Source organism: Paenibacillus sp. NPDC057967, from assembly GCF_042887015.1.
Lineage (GTDB): Bacteria > Bacillota > Bacilli > Paenibacillales > Paenibacillaceae > Pristimantibacillus.
Window position 1 is genome coordinate 92,983 of record NZ_JBHVQB010000007.1, and the last position, 13,556, is coordinate 106,538.

General features: G+C 47.9%; 11 protein-coding genes and 1 pseudogene. All 12 read right to left on the minus strand.

Annotated elements, in window-relative coordinates; genetic code table 11:
• Nucleotides 1-17: 17 nt before the first annotated feature.
• Nucleotides 18-431 carry a helix-turn-helix domain-containing protein gene (locus tag ACFVSO_RS18885; RefSeq protein WP_387476408.1) on the minus strand — a complete coding sequence of 138 codons (414 nt, stop codon included), beginning with the start codon at nt 429-431 and terminating at the stop codon, nt 18-20.
• 293 nt (nt 432-724) lie between these two features.
• Nucleotides 725-1,705 (minus strand): C39 family peptidase, encoded by a 981-nt coding sequence (locus ACFVSO_RS18890; protein WP_387476410.1) that lies wholly within the window; start codon nt 1,703-1,705, stop codon nt 725-727.
• Nucleotides 1,706-2,086: 381 nt separating this feature from the next.
• Nucleotides 2,087-2,545 (minus strand): annotated as a pseudogene (locus tag ACFVSO_RS18895) (argininosuccinate synthase domain-containing protein); the annotation flags it as partial.
• Nucleotides 2,546-3,112: 567 nt separating this feature from the next.
• Nucleotides 3,113-3,520 carry a VOC family protein gene (locus ACFVSO_RS18900; RefSeq protein ID WP_387476412.1) on the minus strand — a complete coding sequence of 136 codons (408 nt, stop codon included), beginning with the start codon at nt 3,518-3,520 and terminating at the stop codon, nt 3,113-3,115.
• Between the two features lie 26 nt (nt 3,521-3,546).
• Complete coding sequence (locus tag ACFVSO_RS18905) at nt 3,547-4,533, minus strand: zinc-dependent alcohol dehydrogenase (protein WP_387476414.1); 987 nt, start codon at nt 4,531-4,533, stop codon at nt 3,547-3,549.
• Nucleotides 4,534-4,591: 58 nt separating this feature from the next.
• Nucleotides 4,592-5,383: a sugar phosphate isomerase/epimerase family protein gene (locus ACFVSO_RS18910; RefSeq protein WP_387476416.1), complete on the minus strand. Its 792-nt coding sequence runs from the start codon at nt 5,381-5,383 to the stop codon at nt 4,592-4,594.
• Between the two features lie 22 nt (nt 5,384-5,405).
• Nucleotides 5,406-6,050 (minus strand): ThuA domain-containing protein, encoded by a 645-nt coding sequence (locus ACFVSO_RS18915; protein WP_387476418.1) that lies wholly within the window; start codon nt 6,048-6,050, stop codon nt 5,406-5,408.
• A gap of 80 nt (nt 6,051-6,130) precedes the next feature.
• Nucleotides 6,131-7,720, minus strand: a complete 1,590-nt coding sequence (locus ACFVSO_RS18920; protein ID WP_387476420.1) for a response regulator — start codon at nt 7,718-7,720, stop codon at nt 6,131-6,133.
• Nucleotides 7,695-9,611 carry a sensor histidine kinase gene (locus ACFVSO_RS18925; protein WP_387476422.1) on the minus strand — a complete coding sequence of 639 codons (1,917 nt, stop codon included), beginning with the start codon at nt 9,609-9,611 and terminating at the stop codon, nt 7,695-7,697. The genes ACFVSO_RS18920 and ACFVSO_RS18925 overlap by 26 nt, the downstream gene beginning before the upstream one ends.
• 92 nt (nt 9,612-9,703) lie before the next feature.
• On the minus strand, nt 9,704-11,329 hold the full coding sequence (locus tag ACFVSO_RS18930) for an extracellular solute-binding protein (RefSeq protein ID WP_387476424.1): 1,626 nt from the start codon (nt 11,327-11,329) through the stop codon (nt 9,704-9,706).
• Nucleotides 11,330-11,406: 77 nt separating this feature from the next.
• Entirely contained in the window at nt 11,407-12,282 is an 876-nt protein-coding gene (locus tag ACFVSO_RS18935) for a carbohydrate ABC transporter permease (RefSeq protein ID WP_387476426.1), read from the minus strand.
• Nucleotides 12,283-12,296: 14 nt separating this feature from the next.
• Nucleotides 12,297-13,265 carry an ABC transporter permease gene (locus tag ACFVSO_RS18940; RefSeq protein ID WP_387476428.1) on the minus strand — a complete coding sequence of 323 codons (969 nt, stop codon included), beginning with the start codon at nt 13,263-13,265 and terminating at the stop codon, nt 12,297-12,299.
• Nucleotides 13,266-13,556 lie beyond the last annotated feature (291 nt).

The following is a 13,556-nucleotide window of genomic DNA, read 5'->3' on the forward strand; positions in this document are numbered from 1 at the left end:
ATTTTTCGTAAAGGAAGCTAATGGTCGATATGCAAAATAATAATATTGGATTTCTTTTTGCTGTCGATATCCCGGTAATCCCTGCGCTGCCCATGCTCTTCCCGCCACTTGTTGGAGCGAACCAGATCCTTCAGCGCGCGGAAATCCCCTTTGCTCATGCCTTCGTCTACAGCATCCCTAATGATGTCATGCCACTCTTCATCCAGCACTTCGTCCACCCACACCTTCGGAGCGAGCTCCTCACCCAGCAAATATTCAATGTTCGTATCCAAATGAAACGCGATCTTGGCCAAAACCTGAAGCGAGGGATTGTTTTGTACGTTACGTTCAATATAGCTTAGATAAGATTTCGAAACTCCGGCTAGATCGGCCAGTTTCGTTATGGAGTAGCCTTTTTGTTCTCTAAGTGATTTGATCCGTTCCCCAATCATAATATTCTCCTTCAGTCAGATTAGATCCGTGCTTTTATTTGTACGCGAAGCTTATCGGGTTTCTTATAACGGACAATAACTATATTTTAGTTCTTTAAAAAGAACAGGTCAATACCTTTACAGCGCTGAGTTTCATAAAATATTTCTCCTAGAGTTCACTGTAATGAACAAATCTGAACTCTGTTCATCTTCAATTCGATAAAAAAACACCTTCAGAGTTGTATCCATGTCTACGACATGTTCACATTTTCATGAAGGTGATTGGTATGAACTACTCTCTCTAAGCTTTCTGATTATATTTTTCCATTCTTTTTTTCAATAGTGCGTATCAATCGCTCCATTTTAGCCTCTAAAATCGCACAATTGCCAATACGATTGGAAAGTGTTTGGATGAATTTTTTTTCATTTTTCGTTTTGCCTAAGATGTAATTTTTAATAATTGATTTTTGAACAATCTCCCACTCTTTTGCCATGTCCTCACTAATTGTCCTTAACTCGTCTAATGTGAATTGTACAGCAGAGTCCTTATTTATCTCACAAATGTAACGCATTGTTTCATAAAAATATATCCGAGCGAAATAAATCGTATCAATCATTTGAAAGAAATCGCATGCCCAAAAATCATGCTTTTGATTAAACTCTTCCGCAAAGTTTATGGCAGCACCAATATGTTGGGCAATACCTTTTATAACTTCAGAGTTTTGGTTCTGCCCATATTTATATGCAATTTTCAAGAACAAATCCTTTACAATAATTGTTTTAGGAACAACCTTATGTATTGTGAAAATAGTCCCATTATTACCTTGCATAAAATGATCAAGAGGCAAAAACTCTTGTTTTTGACTAAATGTTGGATCAATGCAAATTAACTCTTTGCTGCTATTGTCGATACCAGTCACTAAAACAAAATGCTTATCATTAATCCGCTGATAAGCATGGGGATTTCCCCATGGGTTCCAAAAAGAGCTGATATAGATAATAACAGGATTGCCGTTTTCAATTTCCAGTACTAGATGGCCATAAGCTTCTTCCGAATTAGAGTAGATCCTTTTTTGAAGATTCATACCCACGTATTCCTGTAATAAAGGAATCGATGTTTCTTTACGGGCCTTTATAGCTGGGCCAATTAATGAGTGTCCCTCAGGATCGAATTGAATGTTTAACGACTCAAAAAAAATAAAAGAAAAGGCGCGCTCCCATGAAACGGCAACGGATATAATAAGATCCTGAAAACAATTTGAGCTTACGCCTCTGACGGGATTAACCGATATCATTAATTTTCCTCCCGATTATCAGATAAATCTCGTTATGTTCTCTGGTAGACCCGTTCAATACCACACAAATTTATGGCGGTGTCTCTATATAAAACAATTGTGTGACGTTTGCCATAATATAAAAGCTCCAGACGGTATGTCTTACACGTGCAGGATGACTTTGGCGCTAGAACAATAAATATCCTCTGTCCTTGAGAAATCGAGGGATTCCGGAAGCAAGACTGATGAGCTTTTTTAGCGTGATGCTTCGGCGCTTAATTCTACGTCTAGCTTCTTTGTATCATTATGTCCAACTTGAAATGAGAGATTTTTAATTGCATCAACGTTCTCAAATTCCCTTGAGAATAAACCAGATATAGAACCTGCTATTTTGCTATGCGAAATCCCAATACCATGTTGTTGAGCATATTTCACTTCTTCATCTCTTGTCATCCCCCATTCACGAACAGGAGCATAAACTTTTAATTCTGGCGCTAATATATTTAATGTAACTTCAAAACGAACTTGGTCATTTCCTTTCCCTTTACATCCATGTGCCACAGCAACTGCGTTATGCTCTCTAGCAGTATCAACCATGTACTTGGCGATTAATGGTCAAGCAAGTGCAGTTGCGAGCGGATAACCCCCCTCATAAAGCGCTCCTATCTTTAAAGCGGGAAGTACAAAACATTTCTACTGCACCTGTTTTTTTTACTTTTTCCTCAATTCCCCTTAGTTCTTTCCCCTGTCCAACATCTATCGTAAGTGCAACAACGTCATAACCATATTTTTCACCGAGCCACTTAATCATCACAGAAGTATCTAAACCACTGAGTATGCTAAAACAATTTTTTGTGACATTTTAATATCTCATTTCATTTATGGATATATTAGTAACAATTTCTATTATATATCATCATCCATTTTTATGTAAATGGCATCTTTCAGTTTACTTTCCGCTTAATGCACAAAATTTTATTCGATTAGGCAGGAAAGAAGCTAGCTTCCCTCTTTTCAGACCACCACCATACTTCAGTCTGTGTAGCAAACATCAGAATATTATCGTGTTTAAACGCAAAAAAATAACCTTTATCGAATTTTTAACCTGAAATAGATGAAAATAGGAGCTAATTCAACTTATGCCTAACTCGTTGGACGATTTGTAGAGAAGATAATCCTATACGAAATGTCGATACACTTTATACTACTTATTATGAGTCGTAACAAAACAACTATAAACTACTTTGATATTAAAAAGGTTTCGGGTTAAGCGTTGGTTGATTTATCACAAATTTACTTCACAAAATTAAAAGCGAACGCTGCCGCTTCTCCAGAATAGTTCTTACTCCGTTGTTTCCCGCCATGACAGTTGCAACAAAAAAAGGCGGTGCCAGGATTGTTCTCCTGGACATCGCCTTTTGATTAAAACTACCGATCCTGAATGAACTCGACCAATTCGCCGCCCGGCGCTTCTACGTAGCAGAATCTTAAGCGGACCGTTTCGCCCGAGCGGGCCGGGATATCGGAGTTGCGAGGCTCCCCGAGCTGTCTCGCTCCCGCCGCCACCGCGCGTCTGACCGAGTCGTCGACATCCGGCGTGCGTACGGCGAGATGCTGCCATTTGCCCTCTCCGAATATTTGCTTCGTCTCGAAGATTTCCAGGAAATCGCCGTCAGCCAGATCGACCAGCACGGCATGATCCTCTGCGCCATCCTTGCCCCACTCCACAACGAACCGGGCGCCCAGACCTTCCATGTAGAATTGAACGGACTGCTTGATGTCATTGGTCTTCAGACAGACATGATGAATGCCGACTTTTTTATTCGTTGTATACACAAGGCAACGCCCCCTAAGCTACAGTTTTAAATACGGCTCCAATCAAAGATCGCACAGGTTTTCTCCATCGTTCCATCAGCCATGCTGCTGTAGATGTCGTCGCAGCGCTCCGGTGCCGCCACTTCGTAGATACCTTCGACTTTGATATAGCTGTCGCGAATCCACTCCATCGACTTTGCAATATTCGAGAAATTGCTGTTCGGCATAAAATCTCTGGAATGGCGCGGCAGCGACCATTCGAAGCCCGAGCGCAATTGAATAAAACCGTAGAAAACATTTTTCAGAAGCTCATGGGCAAACGTATCCGTCGAGCGATACCATGGCACGCCGACCAGATACAGCTCTCCGCCTCTTCTCAGATTGGCGACTAACGAATAGGTGCCTTCCTCGCGGCCCGAGCACTCCATCGCCAGTCCCGCAACGCCTTTCACTTCCGGCACTTCGTCCAGCGAAGCGTAGACATGGCGAATCCCGCAGGCTCTAGCTGTCTCTCTGCGATTCTCGTTCGGATCGAAAGCATAGACCTCGTAACCGCAGTGGCGCATCATCTGGGCGCACATGAGCCCAACCACACCAAGCCCCGTCACCAGCACGGGCTCCGTCGGCTTGATGGCCGTATGAATCATGGACGTCATCGATACTGCCGGGAATCGGCCCATCACCGCATGCTCCGGGTTCATCCCTTCCGGAACGAGGCTGATTTCATCACTTTTCACCCGGTTGTACAATTGATGAGGTGCTAGAGCAAGCACACGGTCACCGATCTTGACGTTCTTCACCGCGCTCCCGATTTCCAGTACCTCCATGACGGCAGCGTAGCCCGTCGAGACAGGGTATACCGTACCGCCAAAGTAGTCCATATATGCGCCGCGCTCCGAACCTGTCGAAATCAGTGATACAATCGTACGGCCCGCTATCTCATCCGGTGCCAACGGCGATTGATCAATCTCGCCCTCTACCAGCGCCGCTTTCCGCTTCTCTATAAATTGAATGGCATATTGCCTCTCTGTCATCGTAATCACTCCTGCCCTTCTATCTATGAACGGCTCTATGGCTTCACGCCAGCATCCGTTATCTGCTTGCCAGCGCAGCGCGCAATCCTGCCAAACAGCGCTCCGCGCCGATAAAGCCCGGATAGGCCGTCTCCGATTCATGCTCTACGATCAGCCATTCTGTTCCCGCACGCTCGCATTGCTCAATGATATCTCTCCAGTTGTTCTCGTCTTTGGCATCGCCAATATAGGTTTCATGGCCGTCCGTACGCGAATACGGCTTGCCATGCACCAGCAGCGGCCTGCCGGGCACAGCCGCAATGACCTCAGCCGGATCTGCTCCCGCTTCAATGCAATTGCCTGTATCCAGCTCCAGCAGAATGCTGGAATCGGTATGCTGGCATAACAAATCCCACGGTGTAACGCCGCCAAAGTCCGTATCGAACTCATGGGCATGCGTATGGTAGCCAAGACGGAAGCCTTGAGCTGCAACTTGCTGCGCAATCTCATTCATCCGCTCTGCATGGCGAATCCAAACCTCTGTACTGTCTTCATCCTGCTTATGTCCGATTTCCCAAGGGCCGCCCAAGGCCGGGATCACAATATTCCGTGTGCCTGCCCGCAGATGGTAATCCAGGGTCGCTTCAATCGTATCCGGTTGAAGCAGCTTCCACTCCGTATGCCAGCCGCAATTGGCAAGCTCCAGCTCCTCCAGCAGCCCCTTGATCATCTCCGGCTCATGCGTAAATTCGCCATAAAACTCCACGCCCGCGTAGCCCATCTCCTTCACGCGACGCAGCGTAGACTCCAAATCCTGCTGTAAATCTCTATAGACGGAATAGAGGCCAAGTGCAATTGATATCTGGCTCATGCGCAGTACTCCCCCTCCTGTTTCAGATCAGGCCAATCGCCCAATCGGAAGCGTTCCTCATTAATTGCACCATTTGCGGATTGCCGAGCGCATCCGTCGTATGGCCCGGCGTAAGCGCCGCGACACGGCCTTGTCCTACGCTGTGAGCCCAGCCGCCAGCCGCTGTCACATGCTTCGAGGTGCTCAGCAACCATACATCCGTTCTTGATGTATCTACTTGGCAGTAATAGTGCTCGTCGGTTGCCGTGAACGCCTCGATACCGCGGGTAATAGGATGGTCGAAGCTGCGCACCGGCACATTGGTAACGGGCACATGATGCGGGGAATGCTCGATAAAGCGGCCGGAATTAAGCTCCGCATAGAAAGGGCTATCCTCTTCAATCAAAACAAGGCCCGCATGAACGAACAACATGCCCATGCCGGCCTTCACCCGATCCACAATAATTCCCTGTTCCTCCACGCTCAGGTTCGTCTCGCCCTCGGGACGCCCGTTCGTAAACCACATCGCCAAATCCGCCTCTGCGACATGCTCAACCAGATCGCGCGCGCGGTCAGTCAACACGACGTTCCAGCGTTCCGCATCAAAAACCCGCTCCATCACGGGATCAATCACTTCTTTAGGATGGTTCACATCATCGCGAATAATATATACCGTTTTCTTCGACATTGGCTCTCCTCCATCTGTATGCTTCTGCTGCCTTGCCTACATTATAGAAGAGCCCTTCCGTCTGAATAAGGCTTCAGATTTCATATATGGTGCCGATTTTTCAGGTCGGCGGCGGATTGCTCCTTTTGCCGGAACTCATTAGGGGAAACGCCCTCCAGCTCTCTGAATACGCGGTGAAAATGCTTGGCGTTCTCGAAGCCGGCCCGCTCGCCGACTTCATGCACCTTCAGATTCGTGCTGGCGAGCAGTTCCTTCGCCTTGCCGATCCGAATTTTTTTCAAATAATTGACGAAGCTCTCATTCGTATACTCTTTGAAGGCTTGACTGAAATAGGAATAGTTCATCGAGATATAATTAGACACCATCGCCATATTCAGCTCATTATTATAGTTCTCGTGAATATATTGAATCGCTTTGTTCATCTCGCGATTGTCGTTATGGATGTTCTTCATATTGCCTACATACAAATCCAGCTTCTTCAGCAGCGTCTCGACATGATGGTAATAGTCTTGAAAATCCCAGAAGCTATATAAATCGGCGACAGACTTGTACAGCTTCAAAATTTCAACTGATTCCTCGCCGTATACATTGAACACTTGATCGAAGACGAGTTCATTGAATGCGCGGCTGATGCCTTCCATATAGGAAATATCGTATTTCATCACAACGCGCAAATCGACCACTTCCTTGAACAAACTCATCACATCAGACTCTCTATCGGTACCCAGCATATTCGATATCTTCTTGATCGATGCGATCGGCAGCTCGTAATTCGATTCCCTTCCCTCCAATTCCTCATAACGAAGACATACCGAATGCTTGTAAAACAGCGAATAGTTAAGCGCCCTCTCCGCTTGACCGTAAGCCTCATTCACGCGTGCCAGCCGACCAGTCCATTTGCTGGCCCCCATCTTCACCCGCATCTCCACCTGCTGCTGGATCAGCTCCTCAATAGCCGAGAGCAGCTCGGGATAACCCGTCAGCACAACAAGGTGACCGTGCCGGTTCATGAAACGCAACGTCAGCGCCTCCGCCTGACTCCCCAGACGCTTTAAGACCAGGTCCAGAAAAGCAAACTTCTGCCCTTGATCCCGTCCGCGCTGTCCAGCATCGGGCCATTTGAGCAAGGCAAGCCGATAGCCTCCGCCCAGTTCCGGCAGCTCCAGCTTGCCGAGCCGCTCCTCGATCTCCCCCTCCTCCAGGTCGGAGCGCAGGAACACATAATTGAACTGCGTCTCAATATGCTCCTTCATCTGGTCGGATATTTGCTTGAACTGATGAGAGATCGTCTCCTTCTTGACCAGCGTCTCCTCCAGCATCGTCAACGCTTCTACCAGCTCCTCGCGAACGATCGGCTTAAGCAGATACATGCGCACCTCACATCGCATCGCTTCTCTGGCATACTGGAAATCGTCATGCCCGCTCAGGATCATCACTTCCGGCTTGCCCTCCATCTCCTGAAGCTGATTGATCAGCTCGATGCCATCCATGACAGGCATACGAATATCAGTAATAAGCAGATCGATAACTTGCTCTTTCAATCTCTCAAGCGCATCCGCCCCGTTCACGGCGAACGTTATGTCATAGCGGCCCGGCAGTTCCCGCTCAATCATCGCTTTCAGGCCAATCCTTATATTTTTTTCATCATCCACGATCAGAAGTTTCCGCATGTCCCGCATCTCCCTTGGAGAATAGTAGTGTCGGCAGCTTGATGCTGACAGTCGTATATTGCCCCTCTACGCTTTGCACTTGAATGCCGTAATCATTGCCATAATTCATCTTCACCCGCTGATTGACGTTCCGCAGGCCGATTCCGTTGCCCTTCTCTTCCCCGGACTTGACCGCTCCTTGCACCTGGCGGAAATCCGCATCGTTCAGACGAATCATATAGTTAATCCGGTTCACACCCTCGGCGTCCATCCCTTTGCCATTATCCATCATCTCAATCAGCATATGATCATTCGCCTCATGCACCCGGATCGACAGAACCAGCGGCAGCTCCTCGCCTCGCTCATTGGTATACAGGCCATGCTTGATGGCGTTCTCCACCACAGGCTGCAGCGACATCTTCAATATCTCATGCTCCATATAGACCTGCGGCACAAATAGCTGGAGCGAAATTCTGTCGTCGTACCGGATATTCATAATCGCAATGTAATTCTGGATATGATGGACCTCGTCGCGCAGACGGACATAATTGCTCGTCCATTGCAGATTGTAGCGCATCATGCGGCCAAGGGAGGTCAGCGCATCAGAGAGCACATACTGCCCCTCTACCTCCGCCAGCATCTTCAAATTTTCCAGCGTATTGTACATAAAATGCGAATCGATCTGGTTCTTCATCGCATTCAGCTCCGCTTCCTTGGCCGCCGCCTGCTTATTGACCGCATCGACGATGAGTGAATTGATTTTTTTCATCAGCATCTTAAAATGAAGGGCAATCTCGCCAACCTCTCCGCCGCCGCTCACATCGATATTGACCTGCAAATCTCCGTTCCGCACGCGATTCATGGCGTTTTGCAGCATACGCAGCCTCTTGAAAATAATACGGCTCAGCAAATACGTGATCAGCGACAGAATGACGATCAATACAACGCTGACGAGAATCAGATTTTGCACCGTATCACGAATCGCCTGAAGAGGCTCCTCCAAGGACACGGCGCTTATAATAAAGGCGTCCAATAGATCGATTTTTTTGAAAATCATAATATAAGGCACGCCGTTATAGGTGATTTCAAAATGAGACCCGTCCGTAGCTGCGGCAGACTTGATGCGCTGCTCCAGATCATCCAGCGGAATATTGGCTACGAAGGACGTTTGGTCATGATAGAAAAATTGCGACTTCCGATCCAGCAGCAGCAGCTTCGATTGGCGATCCTGTTCGTCATGCTCCACTCTGGAGAAGAAATCGTCCAGGTACATGTCAATCTGCACGATCCCCGCTTGCTTATCCGTCCCGTAGCTAATTTGCCGAAGCAGTGATACCTTAGACTTCTCCTTCTGGAACGACTCGCTTGTCGGCAGGCTCATCACGTTGCGGTCCTCCGTATCGAACTCCCACAGCTCCATCCCGTTGCGCTCCTTCAGCTCCTGCATCCAGGGAACATTCGCGATCCGCTTCTCGTCCAGGAAGATCGGCCACAGCTCTTTGGTATACGGGTTGTTGAAGTACATACGGATATGCGCAATATTGGGATTGTTGAATTGAAGCCGCACCAGATCCGGCAGCACGTTCCGCGAGAAATCCATTAATGAGAGCGTATCCATTTCTTGCTTCAGGACCAGATAATCCAGCACCTTGTTGTCCAGCAGCATCAATTGCGCTGTCCGCTCCATCAGATCGATATTGTTGGTAATTTTGTTATACTCCACGTCTAGCAAATATTGATTGGACTGAATCGTATCATGGATCGTATTATTGTAGAAGTTGTTGGACATGTAGCTTGAAAAGATTAAAATCGGAATCAATATAATCAGGATATACGAGACAACCATCTTCGTCTGCAATCGCATATTTCCAATATACTGCGCAAGCCTGTTCCATCGCAGCCGTTGTCCCACAGATCGTCACATCCATAAAGTAGAGTAAGCAACAATACAGCAAAGCCCATATCCAGATGGGCCTTGCTGCTTGCTGCTTTAGTACACTGTTATTATTTAGTTAGTTTAGCCACGTTCTCTTCATATTTCTTCTGCTGGTACGCAACCACTTTGTCGAAGCCAAGCTTCTCGCGGTCCTGCAGGAAATCATTGAAGATCACATCGAAATCCTCATCCGACTTGGACAATATCATCTTCGGCAGCGCTTTTCCCCATTGCTGGCGGATCTTCTGCGAAATGATGCCTTCCTCGGTTGTGCCTTGCGGATTCAGATTGCTGAAGGCGGAGAAGTTATGCGTCTTGCCTCTTGTCCAATCCTCCAAAATCGTATATTGCTCCTTCGTAGCCGGAGCCCATCTGAGCCACATGCTATAGTCGGTCAGCATGAAGTAGCTGTATTGCGTGCCGTAGTCAAACTCCGTCTCGTCGATAACCTTTTGATACAGCTGATCCTTGCCGTCAATCGTATCATAGGTTACCCCTTTTTCACCAAGGGCGAAGTCCTTCTGGCCTTCCTCGCTGATCATGTACGTCAAGAACTCGATGGCTCTTTTCTTATCCTTCACATCTTTCGAGATAAGCGTGAGGCCCCAGCCCCCGATTTCTGGTCCGCTCAGTGTCGGATCCTCCAGCTTCGAGTTGGAAGGTCCGTCGATCGACATATAGATGCGGTTCGGGTCTTTCTGGTATACGATGTTTTGCTGCGAGCTCATATCCTTCCATTGGAACAGCATCGCGAAGTAGCGTCCTTGCGCAATCTTCTCTTCCATCTGCGGTCTCTTGTCGATGAAGATGTCTTTGGACAACAAGCCTTCACTATTAATTTGACGGAATGTCTTCAGCCAGCTGATGTATTCAGGATCTGTCGTGCGGTCGTTCAACTTACCGTCCACCTCTTGCGGGATCGCAAGGAAGTTCTGTAAGTAGTTTTCCAGCGCATAGTTGCCCGTGTCGGTAAACTCATGCAGACCAAGCGGAATGAGCGGCTGGCCGTCCACTTCCGGGAACTTCTCCTTCGCAAGCTTCAGCGCGTTGATGAAGCCTTCCGGCGTTCTCATATCCGGCTTGCCAAGCGCTTCATACATATCCTTACGCACCATGAAGGTTTGCGTCGATGTGAACATCGTTTCATTCGCCTCATAATCTCTCGGAGACGACGAGTTGTTCGGATAGCCGTAGAAGTTGCCGTCCGGCTCAGCGAACCAGGAAGCCTTGGACGGATCGATTACTTTGTAGAAATAAGGATCATATTGGTCTGCCAGCTCGTTCAGAGGCAATACCATCTTGCCTTCGATCAGTCGCTTCACCGCATCGTCATTGGCATCCAGCGTAATGAAGTCTGGCATCTTACCGGAGGCAATCATCGTGTTAATTTTTTCGTTTTCGTTGCCTGCGGGAACGATCAGGTTCAAGTTAACGCCTGTTTTTTTCGTAATATACTGAGACGTGGGATCGGAACCCCATTTCTTTTGGAACCAGGAGTAATTCAAATACCAATCGAATGTAATCGGCTCGGTATTGCCTTTCCAGCCCGGCGCATCCGGATTAACTGCTGTTTGCTCCGCGGACGGCTTAGGCGTCTCGCTGCTTTTGTTGCCGCCATTCGAGGCGCAGCCTGCCGCAGTCAGCAGCAAGCTGATTAATGTAACTGCGGTAATGAATTTACGCATAACTGCCATGCTTGATACCCCTCTCTATGATGATTATATATGCTCTCAGCTTTGCCTGGCCAATAGCATTGCTGTGAAAGCCGACGTTATTCTTTCATGGAGCCAATCATAAAGCCTTTAACAAAATATTTTTGCAGGAACGGATACACGAATACGATAGGCAGCGTCGCCACAACCATCGTGGCCAGCTTGACCGACTGCGAGGTGACGGTCTTGGTCACACCCGTTACGGTCGATACAATCTGATTGGAGCCCGACAGCGCCACAATCCGGTACAGGAAGGTTTGGATCGGCTGCAAATTCGGATCGTTGACATAGATGACGCCGGCAAAATAATCATTCCATTGATACACACCGTGGAATAACGCGATGGTGGCGACGACCGGCATGGAGACCGGAATGATGACCCGGACAAAGATGCTGAAATCGTTGGCGCCGTCCATCTTGGCCGCTTCCTCCAGGCCATACGGAATCTCTCTGAAAAAGGTCATAAAGATGATAAGGTCGAAGAAGCTGAACATTGCCGGGAAAATATAGACCCAAAATGTATCGAGCAAGCCCAGATCACGAAGCAGCAAATATTGCGGAATAAGGCCGCCGCTGAAAAACATCGTAATCGTGCCGACTATGAGATACAGCTTCCGGCCTACCAGCTCTCTCTGCGAGATGGCATAAGCGACCATCGCCGTGAAGAAAACATGGATGAAGGTGCCGAGCACCGTCTTCGCCACTGTGATGCCGAATGCGGTCATCAGTCCGTCGTTTTTGAACACGGTCGTATAGCTCTCCAGACTGAACACCCGGGGCAGCCAGTAGATGCCGCCGCGCATGGCGTCCATTCCTTCATTCAACGAATTAATGAGTACATACCAGACCGGATAAAGCGTTGCGAAGCAGATCAATAGCATGACCAGCGTATTAAACCAGTCGAATATTTTTTCTGATCGTAAGCGTGTTTGCATAGTCCGTCCACCCTTTAAAATAATGATGTGTTATTGAGTCGCTTGGTGATGCTGTTCGCCGTGAGCAGGAGTATAAACGCAATGACTGACTTGACGAGACCAACGGCTGTAGCATAAGAGTAACGGCCTTGCGAGATGCCGATCTGGTAGACATAAGTGTCGATGACGTTGCTGGCTACTTCGTTCAGCTGGTTTTTCAGCACGAATATCTGATCGAAGTTCGAGTTCAAGATGCCGCTGACCGCCAGGATGAACAGGATCGTGATCGTGCCTTTAATCATCGGCAGCGTAATGTAATACATCTTCTGGAAGCGTCCGGCGCCGTCAATGGTGGCTGCCTCATACAGCTCCGGCGAAACCCCTGTAATCGCTGCCAAGTAGATGATGGCGGACCAGCCGAGCTCCTTCCATATATCCGAGCTGACGATAATCGTCCAGAAATAACTAGGTTCAGCCAGGTAGCTGATCGGCTCGTGGATAAAACCTAGCGCTAGCAATACTTTATTTATAATGCCCACATCCGCTAGCCAGGTGGTCAGGATGCCGCCCAGAATGACCCAGGATAAGAAATGGGGCAGGTATGAGATGGTCTGAACCGCTTTTTTGAAGCGGACCGATCTGAGCTCGTTCAGCATTAGCGCGAACAGGATCGGCATCGGGAAGCCGATTAACAGCTTCAGCAAGCTCATCCCGAATGTATTTTTAATGACGTAGCCGAGGCTGTCGTCTTCGAAAAACTCCTTGAAGTGATAAAGCCCGACCCAAGGCGCGGAGCTGATGGAATGAACGATGTTGTATTCCTTGAAGGCGATAATGATGCCGTATATGGGGATGTAGTGGAAGATAACCAGCCACACCATACCGGATAACGCCATCAGTTGCAAAATCTTTTGCCTTTTCAGCTTCTTGAAGAAGAGAGCCGCCTTGTGTACGCGGGTTGCTTCATTGCCGTGTTTCTCTGGGATGGTAACCTGTGAGTCCATCGCGGCATTCCTCCGTATCTGTTCATATCTCTATTTGGTAATCCAAGTATAGAACAGGTGGCAGGAGGGTCATAAGGAGGGAGATTTCGTTTATGGTTGCAATTTTTCAGGTGAGAGGATATGGCTGAGCGCGCACTGCGCAAGAAAATATTCTTACGATCGATGGTGTTGCATGGCTGGACACAAACTGCGCAAGAAAATATTCTTACGATCGATGGTGTTGCATGGCTGGACACAAACTGCGCAAGAAAATATTCTTACGATCGCTGTTGTATCCGGATTTCCTTGAAC

Coding starts and splice junctions, on each gene's coding strand:
- ACFVSO_RS18905 (WP_387476414.1), bottom strand. CDS start 4,533: ATGACAGAGAGGCAATATGCCATTCAATTTATAGAGAAGCGGAAAGCG.
- ACFVSO_RS18910 (WP_387476416.1), bottom strand. CDS start 5,383: ATGAGCCAGATATCAATTGCACTTGGCCTCTATTCCGTCTATAGAGAT.
- ACFVSO_RS18915 (WP_387476418.1), bottom strand. CDS start 6,050: ATGTCGAAGAAAACGGTATATATTATTCGCGATGATGTGAACCATCCT.
- ACFVSO_RS18885 (WP_387476408.1), bottom strand. CDS start 431: ATGATTGGGGAACGGATCAAATCACTTAGAGAACAAAAAGGCTACTCC.
- ACFVSO_RS18930 (WP_387476424.1), bottom strand. CDS start 11,329: ATGGCAGTTATGCGTAAATTCATTACCGCAGTTACATTAATCAGCTTG.
- ACFVSO_RS18935 (WP_387476426.1), bottom strand. CDS start 12,282: ATGCAAACACGCTTACGATCAGAAAAAATATTCGACTGGTTTAATACG.
- ACFVSO_RS18940 (WP_387476428.1), bottom strand. CDS start 13,265: ATGGACTCACAGGTTACCATCCCAGAGAAACACGGCAATGAAGCAACC.
- ACFVSO_RS18920 (WP_387476420.1), bottom strand. CDS start 7,720: ATGCGGAAACTTCTGATCGTGGATGATGAAAAAAATATAAGGATTGGC.
- ACFVSO_RS18890 (WP_387476410.1), bottom strand. CDS start 1,705: ATGATATCGGTTAATCCCGTCAGAGGCGTAAGCTCAAATTGTTTTCAG.